Genomic DNA, 14,084 nt, shown 5'->3' with positions numbered 1-14,084 from the left:
AAGCTCCTCCTCGCGTGTCATCCTGAGCGAAGTCGAAGGATCCCGTCGCACTACCAGCAGTGTCGCTGGTAGTGCGACGGGGTTCTTCGACTCCGTTACACTCCGCTCAGAATGACACGCAAGGGGAGAGCTCATTTTTAGACAGACCCTGAGGTAATTAGCCGGCGGTTGCGCAGCCCATCGAAGATCACCGCGAGGAGAATGACCGCTCCCTGGATGGCTTTCTCCCAATACGCTTCCACGTGCAGGTAGGTGAGTGCGGGGTTGATGCACGCGAGCAGGAGCACCGCGACGAAAACACCCCATAGGTTGCCACGTCCACCCGACACCGCGACCCCGCCAACTACCGCCGCGGCGATGGCTTTCAACTCCAGGCCGGTGCCGGATTTGGGATCCACTTGGGGAGATTGCACGATATTCAGCAAGGCCGCCCACGCCGCCAATGCACCCATGAAAACGAAGACGGCCAGCGTGACCCATTGCGGGCGTAACCCGGCGAGCCGCGCCGCTTCGGCATTCGAGCCCACGGCATAGAGGAAGCGGCCACCGGCCAGATTGCGCGATGCCCAGGCCAATGCCGCGAGCAAGACCACCGCGCAGGCGATGAGCGTGATTTGCCCGGGCCGTTGGTTGAGGCCGAACCATTGCCACGCGTCCGGCAGATTGATGAAGGCGCCTTGCTGTTTCCAGCGCAGTCCTTCGCGCAAGATGACCATCGTGGCGAGCGTCACGACGATACTCGGCAAGCGCAGGCCGGCGACGAGCGCGCCATTGACCGCGCCAAGTGCGGCTCCGATCAGGACGGTCACGCTAAACACCGCGACCAGCGGCCAACCGGCCGCCGCCAGCGTACCGGCGCACACCCCGCAGAGCGCAAAGACCGAGCCGATGGAGATGTCGATCTGACGGGTGACCATGACCAGGGCCACGCCGCACGCGACGATGAGCGTGGGCGCCTCGCGGGCCAGTCGCGAAAGGAGTGGCTGCGGCTCATAAAACGCGGGCGCCACCACCGCGAGCACAAGCAGCAAGGCGGCCAGCACCATGGCGACGGAAAGCTCGCGCGAGTACTTTTGCATCAGGCCGCCTCCCTCTGCTTCTGGCCCAGCGCGGCGGCCATCACCTCGTGCGCATCGGCGCCGCGCGGAAACTCGGCCACGATCGTGCCGCCCCTCATCACCGCGAGGCGATCGCTCATGCCGAGCACTTCCGGCAGGTCGCTGGAGATCATCAGGACGGCCAGGCCTTCCGCCGCGAGTTGGCGGATAATCTTGTAGATCTCGCTCTTCGCCCCGACATCCACGCCTTGCGTCGGCTCGTCGAGAATCAAGACCCGCGGCTTGGTCGCCAGCCAGCGCGCAAGGGCGATCTTCTGCTGGTTGCCGCCGCTGAGGCTGCCCCCGGGGGCTTCCGGCCCGGCGGCTTTCACGCCCAGATCGCGGATGAAATCGAGTGTCAGCGTGCGCTCGGCGGCGTCGCGGAGCCAGGTGCCGGGAAAGATGCGTGAATGAATGGCCATCGTCACATTGGCCGCGATGGGCATCTCGAGAATCACGCCATGCCGGCGTCGATCCTCGGGCACGTAGGCGATCCCCTGCGCCACGGCGCTCTGCGGGTCGGCGATCTGGACAACTTGCCCGCCAAGCTTGATTTCACCGGCATCCGCAGGTGTGAGGCCGAAGAGGATTTGCGCCAGTTCCGTGCGCCCCGCGCCAACGAGTCCGGCCAATCCAAGGATTTCCCCGGCGCGCAGTTCCAGGTTGATTCCATGCACGCCATTCAGCAAGCAGCCCACGCCCTTCAGCGTGAGCACTTGCTCGCCCGGCACCGTTTCCGCCGGCGGATAGATCGTCGAGACCTCGCGCCCCACCATCATTTTGATCAGCGCGGCTTCGTCGATGTCATCGACCGGGTTCGTGCCGACGGATTGCCCGTCGCGCAGCACCGTCACCCGATCCGCCAGGGCGAAGATTTCCTCGAGCCGATGCGAAATATAGATCACGCCGACGCCATGCGAGCGCAGGTCGCGCACGACGGCGAAGAGCAGGTGCTGCTCCTTCTGCGTCAGCGAGGCGGTCGGCTCGTCCATGATCACGACTTTGGCACCGGTGCCCAACGCACAGGCGATCTCCACGAGTTGCTGCTCGGGCATGGAAAGCGCGCGCACCTCCGCCGCGGGATCGATCTCTGCACCAATGCGCTGCAACAGCTCCTTTGCCCGCGCCTGCCGTTCCGCCCAGTGGACGCGGTGGACCGGCGAGGTCTTCTCCAGCCGCAGGGCGATATTCTCCGCCACGCTCAGGTCGGGAAAGAGCGCGTGCTGTTGATAGATGCAGGCGATTCCCAGCGTCCGCGCCTTCGCCGGGGTGAGATGCGTGATCACCTGTCCCCCGATTTGGATTTCGCCATCGTCGGGCGCGTGCGCGCCGGTGATCACCTTGATCAGCGTCGACTTCCCCGCGCCGTTCTCGCCGAGCAGGGCGTGCACCTCGCCCGGCTCCAGCGTGAACGACACCCCGCGCAACGCCCGCACGGCGCCAAAGGACTTGGTGACATTGCGGAGCTGGAGGAGCGGGGCCATCGGGCGGTATCGAACGGGCGATTAATCGAAAAAGCCACTGTCGAGAATCGAAAATTCCCGGGGAATCGCTCTTTTTGCTTAGCTTGGCCCCACTTCCGACATTACAAGCGTTGCCATTCCGCCCGACCGCCCTATGCGCGTGACGCTCTTCATCCCCTGTTTTATCGATTCGCTCTACCCGAAGGTGGCGATGTCGATCGTGCAAATCCTCGAACGCCTCGGCCACGAAGTGGACTACCCCGACGGCCAGACCTGTTGCGGCCAGCCGCCTTTCAATTCCGGTTTCTGGGATGAGGCGCGCGAAGTCGCCGCGCGACAGCTCGCCGTCTTCCATGATGCCGAGGTGGTCGTTTCCGCCTCCGGTTCGTGCGGGGCTATGTTCAAGAAATTCTACCTCGAGCTTTTCCACGGCCACCCGCAGGAAGCGGCGGCGAAGGAGCTGGCCGCGAAGACCTATGAGTTTTCCGAGTTCCTCGTCGACAAGCTCGGCGTGCAAGATGTGGGCGCGCGCTTCGATGGCAAGGTGACCTTTCACGACGGCTGCCACGGCTTGCGCGAACTCGGGACCAAGGAAGCGCCGCGCACTTTGCTTCGCGCGGTGAAGGGCCTCGAACTCGTGGAAATGGGCGAGGCGGAATCGTGCTGCGGCTTCGGCGGGATGTTTGCCGTGAAGTTCCCGCAAATCTCGACCGCCATGGCGGAAGTGAAGTGCAACTCGATCGTCGAGACCGGCGTGGAATACGTGGTGAGCAACGATTCGAGCTGCCTCATGCAAATCCAGGGTTACCTCAGCCGGCACAGCCCGCGGGTGGTGAAGAGCCTGCACCTTGCCGAAGTCCTCGCCCAGCAATGATCAGCACCCAGGAACCCCAGGACCAGTTTCAGGAGGACGCGGACCGCACCACGGCGGACGAGCCGCGCCGGGCCGCAGTGCGCAAGGCGCTGGGCAATTACAAGATCGCGCGGGGCAAGACGGAGAACGCTTTCACAAGCTGGCCGCACGCCCGTGATGCGGCGGCGGCGATCAAGTACGAGGGCGTCAATCATCTCGACCGGTACCTGCGCGAGTTTGAGGAGAAATTCACCGCGCGTGGCGGGAAGGTCTACTGGGCGAGCAGCGCAGCCCAGGCCCGCGAATACATCCTGCGCCTGGCTCGCGAGCGCGACGTGAAATCGATCGTCAAATCGAAGGCGATGACCAGCGAGGAAATCCACCTCAACGACGCGCTGGAGAAGGATGGCTACCACGTAATCGAGAGCGATCTCGGCGAGTTCATCCAGCAACTCAAGCACGAGCCGCCGTATCATTTCGTCTTCCCGTGCATGCACCTGAAGCGCGACGAGATCAGCGCGCTCTTCGAACGCGAACTCGGCACGGCGAAGACCGATTCGCCCGAGGAGCTGACGATGATTGCGCGGCGTTTCCTGCGCCAGCATTACATCAACGCGGACATGGGCATCTCCGGCGGCAATTTCATCGTCGCGGAGACGGGGATGATTTCCATCACGGAAAACGAAGGCAACGCCCGCCTGACGACCGCGCTGCCGAAGATTCACGTGGCGCTGGTGGGCATCGAGAAGATCGTGCCCAAGCTGGCGGACCTCGCGCTGTTGTTGCCGATGCTCGCCACCGCCGGCACCGGCCAGCAGCTGACCTGCTACAACTCGATGTACGGCGGCCCGCGCCAACCGGGCGAGATCGATGGGCCGGAGGAGTTCCATGTGGTGTTGCTCGACAATCATCGCACCCGCCTGCTCGCGGATGCGGAGCAACGCGACGCGCTCCACTGCATCCGCTGCGGCGCCTGCCTCAACGTGTGCCCCATTTTCAAGAACATCGGCGGCCATGCCTACGGCACGACGTATCAAGGTCCGATCGGCAGCGTGATCACGCCGCACTTTCGCGGGTTGCAGGATTGGAAGCATCTCAGCGGTGCATCCTCGCTGTGCGGCGCGTGCACCGAGGCGTGCCCGGTGAAGATCGATATTCACCATCACCTGCTCCAGAACCGCCGCAATGCGGTGGCGGAGAAAAAAGTGTGGTGGGAACGGCTGATCTGGTTCGGCTTCCGGCATCTCATGAAGCGGCCGTGGGCCTACAAAATGGCCATCCGCCTCGCGCCGCTCGGGCAGATGCTGCATCCGCTGGTGCTCGGCACGGCGGCGGACCCCGTGCAGCCGTGGACGAAGACCCGCGACTTCCCGGAAGCCGCGACGCAAAGCTTTCACGATTGGTGGCAGGAGCGAAAGGCGGCGGGAAAATGAACCCCGCGAACTCGAATGCATCGCCGAAAGGCGACCGCGAGGCCATTCTCGGGCGCATCGCCGAGGCCTTGCGCGAGGAAGCGCCGCGCCATCACGAAGCGCCGGACAAGCCCGCGCCGCTCAGCGTCACCGCCCCTTTTCGCGAGTGGCTGCCGCCGGTCGGCAAAACGCGCAAAGACCAGATCGCGCTTTTCGCCCAGCAATCGGAAGCGCTCCGCACCGAGTTTCGCGAGTGCCCCTCGGAGGCCGGGGCGGCGAAACATATTGCGGCGCTGGCGGCGGAGCTTGGCTGGAAGACCATCGCCCTGCATGCCGGGGAGTTGACCGACGCCATCGCCGAGCGGCTGCCGAAAACGCTGGCCGTCCTGCGGGTCGACAGCGGTTACACAAAAGGCGCGCTCGAATCCTGCGACGCCGGCCTGACCGAGTGCGAGAGCCTCATCGCGCAAACGGGATCGGTGTGCGTCACCGCGCTTAGCTCCGGCGGGCGCGCCTTGAGCGTGCTGCCGCCGCACCACATCGTCATCGCCCAGAAGTCGCAGCTTGTAAACGACCTCTCCGGCGCATACGAACTACTCGCGCAGAAATATGAGGGCGGCTATCCGAGTTTCATTTCTTTCATCACCGGCCCCAGCCGGACCGGCGATATCGAACGCATCCTCGTCCTCGGCGCCCACGGGCCAAAGAAATTGACGGTGCTGCTGATTCCTTAATCACGTCCATGAAAAGTCTGCGCGCGAATTACCTCTGGATCCTCATTGGGTCCGCGCTGCTGGCCGCTTGCGCGACGGTTTCCGATACGACGCCGCTGCTGGTCACCGACGATTGCGGTCCGAAACCGACGAACACCGGGGAGATCGTCGCCGCGTGGTTCAATGCCCACTACCGCTACACCCCGCCCAATCCGGTCCGGCCGGAGGAATTCTCGATTACCGAGCCGAAGAAGGTGGCCATCTCCGATTTCATGATGGGGCGGAAGGTGGGCTGGCAGATCATTCTCGGCCCGGAAAACAAGATGGTGAAGAATTTCTCGGACCAGAAATATACCCGCCTGATCATCAATCGCGGGCACATCGTATCCGTGACCTCCAGCGATGAGGACTTTGCTCCCGCGGCGGTCGCGTCCGGGCGCTAGATATTCGCGTCGCGCTGGACGCTGCGCAGGTGGATCGTCTTGTTCTCCAGGTCGTGGTCGGCGCGGATGTAGCGCACGGTGCGGCTCTTCGCGCGCATAAGGATGGAGTGGGTGATCGCCTTCTTGCCGATCAAGCGCACGCCCGGCAAGAGCGGGCTGTCGCTGATCCCGGTGGCGCAGAAGATGGCGCTCTGGCCGCGGACGAGTTCGTGAATCGTGTAGACCCGCGCGAGTTCCTCTTCGGTGGTTTCCTGGAGCACGCTGGCGCGCTCTTCCGCGTCGCGCGGCCACATCCGCAGGAGCATCTCGCCGCCCAAGGCCTTGAGGGCCGCAGCGGTGAGGATGCCCTCGGGCGAACCGCCGATGCCCCAGTAGAGATCTACGCCCGAGTCAGCCAGGGAGGGCGAAACGGCCGCGGTGATGTCGCCGTCGGAGATGAGGCGCAAGGCCGCGCCGCACTTGCGCACCTGGGCGATCACGTCGGCGTGCCGCGGGCGATTGAGCGTCATGATCACCAGTTCCGGCACGCGCTTGCCGAGCGCTTCGGCCAGACGCTTCAGCGTCACCTCCAGCGGATCATCGAGGTGCAATGGCTCCATGCCCTTGGCGATGGCGCTGACGACCGCCGGCCCGTAGGCCATCTTCGTGGAATAGAAGGTCGGCAGGTTTTTCATGGCGTGCGCCTCGCCCTCGAGGCGCTCGCTGGCGGCCATCACGGAGATGGCGTTGGGGAGGCCGTTGGCGGTATTGCTCGTGCCGTCGACAGGGTCGAGGGCGATGTCGAAGCGCGGCGAACCGGTGCGCCAGGTGCCGAGCTGTTCGCCGAGAAAGATGCCAGGGGCGTTGTCCTTGATCCCCTCGCCGATGACGACTTCGCCGGCGATGTCGACGAGGTCGAATACGCCGTAGATCGCGTCGCAGGCGGCTGCGTCCGCCGCTTCCTTTTCGCCGCGACCCAACCAGTGGATAACGTTGAGCGCCGCATTTTCGGTCGCGCGCACAAACTCAAACTCGATCGTCCGCTCGGGGTCGGAAAAAGATAGGGAAGACATGGGGTGATTACGGAAGGACAACTTTGGTTGGTCAAGGAAGGGCGTGAAAAACTTCAGCGCACCTCTGTGGGATCAGGCGGGCAACTGGCCAAAGCGAGCGCGGGCCGCCGCCCAATCCACGCCGGCGCGCGGTTCGTAGTGGGTCGTAATGAAGGAATCGCGGACCACCGCCCGGGCGGCCTCCAATGTCGGCAGCAGACGCAAGGCGAGCATTTGCGAGAGCACGTTGCCCAGCGCGGTGGCTTCGACGGGGCCGGCAATTACCGTGCGTTTCGTGGCATCGGCGGCGAGTTGATTGAGCAGTTCATTCTTTGAGCCACCACCGACGATGTGCAGCACCCGCACGCGCCGTCCCGTGAGTTGCTCCATCTCATCGAGCTTCGCGGCGTAGAGCAGGGCGAGGCTGTCGAAGATGCAGCGCGCGTACTCTCCGGGGGTCTGTGGTTCGGGCTGTCCGGTCTCGCGACAATATCTTTGGATTTCCGCCGGCATGTCGGCGGGGCAATGAAAGCGCGGATCATTCGGCTGGATGAGCGAGCGCAGCGGCGGAGCCTCGGCCGCGAGGCGGGTGAGGGTGGCGTAGTCGTGCTCGTGTCCATCGCGGGCCCAGATGCGCCGGCATTCCTGCAAGAGCCAGAGACCGATGATGTTCTTCAAAAATCGGATGCTCCCGCCATAGCCGACTTCGTTGGTGAAATTCGCGGCGCGCACGGCGTCATTGATCAGCGGGGCGGGCAATTCCACGCCGATCAGCGACCACGTGCCGGAACTGAGAAAGGCCCAATCGCCGCCCTGCGCGGGGACGGCAGCGACTGCGGCCGCGGTATCGTGGGTGCAACCGGCCACCACCGGGACGGCGCCCAGGCCGGTTTCGGACATCACGTCGGGCAGCAACGGGCCGAGCACCGTGCCGGGCGGCACGATCTCCGGGAAGAGGCGGCGCGGGAATCCGAAATGAGCGATGAGCTTTTCCGACCACGCGTGGGTGCGCGGATCGTAGAGTTGCGTGGTGCTGGCGTTGGTCGCTTCGGCTACCGCGCGCCCGCAAAGCAGGTAATGGATCCAATCGGCGGTGAGCAACAGGCGCTCCGCGAAGTCGAGCAAGGCGGCGTCCTGCTTCTGGTCCGCGAGCAATTGGTAGAGCGTGTTGATCGGCATGAACTGGAGGCCGGTCTCGGCAAAGACGAGACGCTCGAACTCCGGATTGCGCACGGCGCGAAAGGCCACCTCATGACGGGCGTCGCGGTAATGACACGGGGCGCGCAAGAGCGGCTCATGGCCACGCAAGAGCGCGTAGTCGATGGCCCACGAATCGACACCCACACTGGCGATCGGCAGACCGCGCGCGGCAACGAGGCGCAGCCCGTGGAGGATGTCGCGGTAGAAACCGAGGAAGTCCCAGCGCTGCGACCCGCAGACGCGTATCGGGCCATTGGGAAAGCGGTGCACTTCCTCCAGCGTCAGCCGCTGCCCATCGAAGGTGCCGAGCATGACGCGCCCGCTTTCGGCGCCGAGATCGCAGGCGATGTGATAGCTGGGGAGACGGGACATCATGCCGGGGATAGTCGCGGGGCGGGCGCAGCGTAAAGCTGCAAATCGCCGGCGGAGACGATTCGATTTGCCAAGGGCGCGGATTCCGGTTTGCGTCCGCGCATCCACCCATGAGCAACACCGCCTACTCCCTGGCGCAGGAGGCCTATGCTGAGCAGGGCGTCGATCCCGAAGCCGCGCTGCAGACGCTGGCGCGCACGCCGCTCTCGCTGCACTGCTGGCAGGGCGATGATGTGCGCGGCTTTGAAGCGGGCGCCGGTGAACCGGGCGGCGGACTGGCAGTGACGGGCGCCTATCCCGGCCGGGCGCGGACGCCGGACGAGCTGCGTGCCGACCTTGACCAGGCCTTGGCACTGCTGCCCGGGCGACACCGCGTGAACTTGCACGCCAGCTACGCGGAACTCGGCGGCGCGAAAGTCGACCGCGATGCTTATGAGATCGCGCATTTCCGGGGGTGGGTCGAATGGGCCAAGGCGCGCGGGCTGGGGCTGGATTTCAACCCGACCTTCTTTGGGCATCTGCTCGCGCAGAGCGGGCTCACGCTCACGCATCCGGATGAGGGTGTGCGCCGCTTTTGGATCGCCCACGGCATCGCTTGCCGGCGCATCGCCGCGGAAATGGGGCGGCAACTGGGCTCGGCAACGATAACCAATGTGTGGATTCCGGACGGCTCGAAGGATCTGCCGGTGGACCGGCGCGGGCCGCGCGAACGGCTCGCCCAATCGCTCGACACGCTCTTTGCCGAAGCCATCGACCCGGCGCTGGCCATCGACGCGGTGGAGTCGAAGCTCTTCGGCCTGGGCAGCGAAGCGTATGTGGTGGGTTCGCATGAGTTCTACCTTGGTTACGCCATCACCCGGCAGAAGCATCTCTGCCTGGACGCCGGCCACTTCCATCCCACCGAGAGTATCGCCGACAAGATCTCCAGCGTGCTGCAATTCGTGCCCGGCCTGCTCTTGCACGTGAGCCGGGGGGTGCGCTGGGACAGCGACCACGTCGTCATTCAGGATGAGGCGACGCGGGCGATCTGCGAGGAACTGGTGCGCGGCGAATACCTCGGGCGCACCCGGCTCGGCCTCGACTATTTTGACGCGAGCATCAACCGGGTGGCAGCGTGGGTCATCGGCGCACGAGCGGCGTTGAAGGCGTTGCTGGCCGCCCTCCTCGAACCGGCGGTGCAGCTGCGCGAACTGGAAGCCGCGGGCGACTTCACGGCCCGGCTGGCTCTGCTGGAAGAAGCCAGGACGCTCCCGCTCGGCGCGATCTGGGATGAACATTGCCGCCGACACAATGTGCCTGGGCGCATGGGATGGTTGCGGGAAGTTCAACGCTACGAACGCGAGGTCCTGACCCGCCGGAACTGACGAAAGATCAGCAAAAGTCCCGACGACAATAATGATCCGGGCGAATTGCGAAAATGAGAATCGCGACCTTGGCCTGACCGGGCACACCGCAAGCGCCATTTCCCCTTTGAAGGCAGCGAATTACACCTGCGCACAGAGGGGCGGATACGCTCTACCACGCAAAAGAAGAGCGACCCGCGGATCTACGTAATGAGCGCTTCTGCAATATAATTTCAATAGAAACCATAGGTTAGGCATGGCCGCTGCTAAAGGGTATATCCATGATCTCACTCACCAGCCTGCCAGCCGATGCCGAACCCGAGACCGATGATGATCTCACCGGCGCGGTAGCGGCCAATCCCTCCTGCTACTCCGTGACCATCTTCACCCAGCGGTGGAAAGAAGTCCGCGGATTTTATGTGGATATCCTCAACGCCCGCGTCTTGAGCGAGCGCACCGATCGCTACTGCGAGATGGATCTCGGCGGCATCCCGCTCACGATCCGCCAGTGCGAACATGGTGAAATGGTCAGCTACTTCCACCTCTACGTCTCGATGAAGAATCGCGACTGCGTGCTCGGCGAACTGCGCCGCCGCGGCATCATCGTCACCACCGTCGGGCCCTACACGAATTTCCGCGACCCGGAAGGCCGCGTCATCAAGTTGTCCGAAGAAAAGATGATCGTCTCCTGATGGTCGAAACTGCGGTGGAGCGATCGAGGCGCTCCCGCAGTGCAAAGTGGGCCTGCCTTATCGCGTGATGCGCTCCGCTCCCGCGTAAACATTCATGGAGCGCCCCCGCAAAAACCCCACGAGGGTCTGTTCCGCTTCGCGGGCAAATTCCACCGCCAGGCTCGATGGTGCGGAGATCGCGGCCACGACCGCAATGCCGCCCGCGTGCGCCTTCTGCATCATCTCAAAGGAAGCGCGGCCGCTCAAAAGTGCGATATGCCCGTGGAGCGGAGTGCGCTTTTCCAGCAAGGCCCAGCCGAGGAGCTTGTCGAGGGCATTGTGGCGGCCGACATCCTCGCGCAGCGCGAGCAACTTGCCGGCGGCATCGAAGAGCGCGCAGGCGTGCAGGCCGCCGGTGCTCTTGAAGGTGTCCTGCTTGCGGGCGAGGCGTTGCGGCAGCGCCAGCAGCGTGCGGGCCTTCACGCGCATGGCATCGTGCAATGGCTTGCGCCGTTTCATCACCGCATCGATCGAGGCCTTGCTGCAAATCCCGCAACTCGAAGAGGTGAACACGTGCCGGGTCAACTTCTCAAAATCGAAAGAATCCGGATGCGTGAGAGCGACATCCACGGCATTCCCCTCCCCGGCGGTCCCGGGATCAATACAACTGGTGATGTCAAAAAGGTCCTTCGTGGATTTGATCACCCCTTCGGTGAGCAGAAAGCCGGCGGCCAATTCCCGGTCGTGTCCCGGCGTCCGCATGACGACGGAGATGGGGCGTCCCTCGACGCGGATTTCCAGCGGTTCTTCCGCGGCGAGCACATCGTCCGCCTCGCCGATCGAGCGGCCTTCGGCATAGCGGATGAGGCGGATCTCGCGAGCCTCGTCGCTGCCGCTGGAATCGGCGGAACCTTTCATCACAGCACCTCGATACGGACGCGGGCGTTGTAGTCGGGCACGCCGCCTCCCTTATCGACTACGCCACGGCGGATGATGGTGTTTCCTTCCGGCCACATGATCTGGAGATTGCGCGGGGCGAGATCGGCGAGAAAGACGCGCCCCTCGTAGCGCCCGAGATCGCTGACCAGCGCGATGCGATCGCCGGCCTTGAGATGCAGCGGGCCGGCATCTTCGCCCGACATGAAGACAGCGTCGCGACCGGCCCCGGTGAGCGGGTCGATCTCGGCGTAAATGAGGGTGTTGAACTGCTTGCCGCGCCGCGTGCTGACGAAAAAGTAGCCGTCCTCCAAGGGCACAGGCAGGGCGACCGCACGCAAGCGGGCCTTGCCATCCACCGTGGGGAAAACGCCGCCCGCGCAGAGGTGCGGGCCACCATATTGAAAGGCGTCGCCGATCTTCCGCAGATGCTGGACGCCCTCGTAAGCCGGCACGACCCGGGCGATTTCCTCGCGCATCTTCCAGCCGTCTTCGCAACCGAGCTGCGAGGCGCGCTCCGGATGCACGCGAGCGGCGAGATCGCGCAGGATCTTCCACTCGGCCCGCGCTTCGCCGACCTGCCGGGGCAGTTCCGGGGAAAACATGACGCGCCGTTCGGTGCTGGTCTCGGTGCCGCCGTCATCCTGTTCGTAACGCGTCTTGGCGGGCAGCAGCAGCACGTCGCCCTCGGGCTCGATGAACATTTGATCGGTGAGGATGATGTCCTGGTGCACGCGCAGCGGGACTTTGGCCATCGCCGCCGCAACATAAGCCGGCTCGGGCAGGGTGCGCAGAAAATTGCCGCCCAGGCAGTAGAAGACGTCCAGTTCGCCCCGAGCGCAGCCCTCGACCATCTCGACCGCGGTGAGTCCCGGCCAATCCGGCACGGGGAAGCCATACTCCCCGCTCAACGCCCGGGCATTTTCCGGTGTCACGGGTTTCGTCCCCGGGAAGGCGGTCGAATACGCGCCCATCTCCGCGCCGCCTTGCACGGAGCTGTGCCCGCGGATGGGCATGACGCCGCAGCCATCGCGGCCGACCCAGTTTTGCGTGAGGGCGAGATTGAGCACCATCTGCACGCCGTCCGCGCCGTGCGGATGTTGCGTGATGCCCATGCTCCAGACGAGCACACCCTTCTTCGCCCGATGCAGCAACTCGGCGAAGTCGCGCATCGTGGCCCGCGACAGGCCGCTGGCTTTTTCGAGGTCCGGCCATTCGAGCGCGGCGGCGCGCTCCTGCAATTCCGGCCAGCCGGCACACTTCGCCTCGATGAAACTGCGGTCCACCCAGCCCTCCTCGAAGAGCACCTTCAAGACGCCGTAGAGGAAAGCGATGTCGCCGCCCTGGGTGACCGGATACCAATAGTCGGCGATGTCGGTGCCGAAAACGGCGGAGTCGAGATTGCTCGGCACCCAATAGCGTTTCATGCCCGGCTCGAGCAGCGGATTGACGAGCACCACTTTCAGGCCGCGCTTCTTCGCCTCGTGCAGATACTTGGTGGAGACGGGCTGATCGTTGGCCGGGTTCGAGCCGAAAAAGACGACGACATCCGCCTCGTACCAGTCGCGGTAGCTGCAGGTGGTCGCGGTGACGCCGAGCGTGGCTTTCATCGCCGCGCCGCTCGGGCTGTGGCAGAGGCGCGCGGCGTTGTCGATGTGGTTGGTGCCGATGAAGCGCGCGGCCTTTTGGGCCATGTAATAGACCTCGTTGGTGACGCCCCGGGACGTGACGAAGAAGGCGACGCGATGCGGGTCGCTGGCGCGGATCTTTTCCGCCGTGAGGTCGAGCGCGGTGTCCCAGGTGATCCGTTGGAAGCCTTTGTCGCCGCGGCGCCGGAGCATCGGGTAGGCGAGGCGGCCGAGCTTGCGAAGTTGCTGGTTGTCGAGCTGCGCCATGGCGGCGGCATCCGCGAGTAGGCGGTGGTCGAGCTCCGGCATGGTGTTGAGGCGCAGGAGATTGAGGCGTGTCATGCACAGGTGCGGGCCTTTCACCGTCCAGTCGTGCAGCCCCGCGACGCCGAGGGCGCAGCCATCGCACACGCCTTTGCTGATGACTTTCCACGCGTAGCCGAGATTGTCGCGATTCTCCCAGACGATCTTCGTCATGTCGCGGAAGTGGGTGGGCTTGACCTGGCCGAGGCCAAAGGGGGCCCAAGCCTGCCAGGGCCGGCGATGGGAGACGGCGTGGGAGGACATGCGGGCAGTCAAGCGAGGGCGGCGGACGGCGTCGAGCAGCGGCGTGTTCCGCGATTACGTAAACGGGTGTCTGTGCAGGCGTTCATCATCTGTCACGGATCGCGGCGGTCGGAAAAATTTGGGGCACGATTAGGCACGATCCGGCACGACCGGGCTGGATTTACAGAGGTGGATGAGGCTACGAAGGTCGCGACGGACGTCGGACATGGACTCGTGTTCGCATCGAGTCGGATTTGGTCGGAACTAGTCGGAACTACTCTGGCAGGGGCATACTCGGAGGTATGTAAATACCCGGCCCCCCTGCTCCGCCGTCGGAACAGGCCGTCTCGTGTAGATAATAAGTCCAATTCGTCTG

The 14,084-nt window shown here is 64.4% G+C and carries 12 protein-coding genes; 6 read left to right on the top strand and 6 right to left on the bottom strand.

Annotated elements, in window-relative coordinates:
• Nucleotides 1–137: 137 nt before the first annotated feature.
• The gene (locus tag ABJF10_RS07020) at nucleotides 138–1,079 is read right to left on the bottom strand and encodes an ABC transporter permease (RefSeq protein WP_348543822.1); all 942 of its coding nucleotides are present in this window, start codon (nucleotides 1,077–1,079) and stop codon (nucleotides 138–140) included.
• Nucleotides 1,079–2,581 carry a sugar ABC transporter ATP-binding protein gene (locus ABJF10_RS07015; RefSeq protein WP_348543821.1) on the bottom strand — a complete coding sequence of 501 codons (1,503 nt, stop codon included), beginning with the start codon at nucleotides 2,579–2,581 and terminating at the stop codon, nucleotides 1,079–1,081. Before ABJF10_RS07015 ends, ABJF10_RS07020 begins: the two co-directional genes overlap by 1 nt.
• A gap of 133 nt (nucleotides 2,582–2,714) precedes the next feature.
• On the opposite strand from ABJF10_RS07015, the gene ABJF10_RS07010 reads away from it, so the two are divergent.
• The 4 genes from ABJF10_RS07010 to ABJF10_RS06995 are packed head-to-tail and all read left to right on the top strand — an operon-like array spanning nucleotide 2,715 to nucleotide 5,981.
• Nucleotides 2,715–3,434, top strand: a complete 720-nt coding sequence (locus ABJF10_RS07010) for a (Fe-S)-binding protein (RefSeq protein WP_348543820.1) — start codon at nucleotides 2,715–2,717, stop codon at nucleotides 3,432–3,434.
• Entirely contained in the window at nucleotides 3,431–4,846 is a 1,416-nt protein-coding gene (locus tag ABJF10_RS07005; protein ID WP_348543819.1) for a LutB/LldF family L-lactate oxidation iron-sulfur protein, read from the top strand. Before ABJF10_RS07010 ends, ABJF10_RS07005 begins: the two co-directional genes overlap by 4 nt.
• Nucleotides 4,843–5,559 carry an LUD domain-containing protein gene (locus ABJF10_RS07000; RefSeq protein ID WP_348543818.1) on the top strand — a complete coding sequence of 239 codons (717 nt, stop codon included), beginning with the start codon at nucleotides 4,843–4,845 and terminating at the stop codon, nucleotides 5,557–5,559. The genes ABJF10_RS07005 and ABJF10_RS07000 overlap by 4 nt, the downstream gene beginning before the upstream one ends.
• 8 nt (nucleotides 5,560–5,567) lie before the next feature.
• Nucleotides 5,568–5,981 carry a hypothetical protein gene (locus tag ABJF10_RS06995; protein WP_348543817.1) on the top strand — a complete coding sequence of 138 codons (414 nt, stop codon included), beginning with the start codon at nucleotides 5,568–5,570 and terminating at the stop codon, nucleotides 5,979–5,981.
• On the opposite strand, the gene glpX is transcribed toward ABJF10_RS06995, so the two are convergent.
• Nucleotides 5,978–7,033 carry a class II fructose-bisphosphatase gene (gene glpX / locus ABJF10_RS06990; RefSeq protein ID WP_348543816.1) on the bottom strand — a complete coding sequence of 352 codons (1,056 nt, stop codon included), beginning with the start codon at nucleotides 7,031–7,033 and terminating at the stop codon, nucleotides 5,978–5,980. The two genes, ABJF10_RS06995 and glpX, sit on opposite strands and share 4 nt — an antisense overlap.
• A 72-nt stretch (nucleotides 7,034–7,105) precedes the next feature.
• The gene (locus tag ABJF10_RS06985) at nucleotides 7,106–8,587 is read right to left on the bottom strand and encodes a rhamnulokinase family protein (protein WP_348543815.1); all 1,482 of its coding nucleotides are present in this window, start codon (nucleotides 8,585–8,587) and stop codon (nucleotides 7,106–7,108) included.
• 107 nt (nucleotides 8,588–8,694) lie between these two features.
• Between ABJF10_RS06985 and ABJF10_RS06980 the strand changes: the two genes are divergently transcribed.
• Together ABJF10_RS06980 and ABJF10_RS06975 are read left to right on the top strand one after the other, a co-directional pair.
• Nucleotides 8,695–9,948: an L-rhamnose isomerase gene (locus tag ABJF10_RS06980; protein WP_348543814.1), complete on the top strand. Its 1,254-nt coding sequence runs from the start codon at nucleotides 8,695–8,697 to the stop codon at nucleotides 9,946–9,948.
• Between the two features lie 260 nt (nucleotides 9,949–10,208).
• Nucleotides 10,209–10,619, top strand: a complete 411-nt coding sequence (locus ABJF10_RS06975; RefSeq protein ID WP_348543813.1) for a hypothetical protein — start codon at nucleotides 10,209–10,211, stop codon at nucleotides 10,617–10,619.
• A 57-nt stretch (nucleotides 10,620–10,676) separates the two neighbouring features.
• Here ABJF10_RS06975 and fdhD read toward each other — a convergent pair whose 3' ends face one another.
• Nucleotides 10,677–11,516: a formate dehydrogenase accessory sulfurtransferase FdhD gene (gene fdhD / locus ABJF10_RS06970; RefSeq protein ID WP_348543812.1), complete on the bottom strand. Its 840-nt coding sequence runs from the start codon at nucleotides 11,514–11,516 to the stop codon at nucleotides 10,677–10,679.
• A complete protein-coding gene (locus tag ABJF10_RS06965; protein WP_348543811.1) occupies nucleotides 11,516–13,729 on the bottom strand; it encodes an FdhF/YdeP family oxidoreductase in 2,214 nt (737 codons plus the stop codon). The genes fdhD and ABJF10_RS06965 overlap by 1 nt, the downstream gene beginning before the upstream one ends.
• Nucleotides 13,730–14,084: the final 355 nt, after the last annotated feature.

The sequence above is a fragment of the Chthoniobacter sp. genome, assembly GCF_040003245.1.
Taxonomy (GTDB): domain Bacteria; phylum Verrucomicrobiota; class Verrucomicrobiia; order Chthoniobacterales; family Chthoniobacteraceae; genus Chthoniobacter.
Note: the sequence above shows the minus strand (reverse complement) of the source record. Positions and strands in the feature narration are given on the sequence as shown.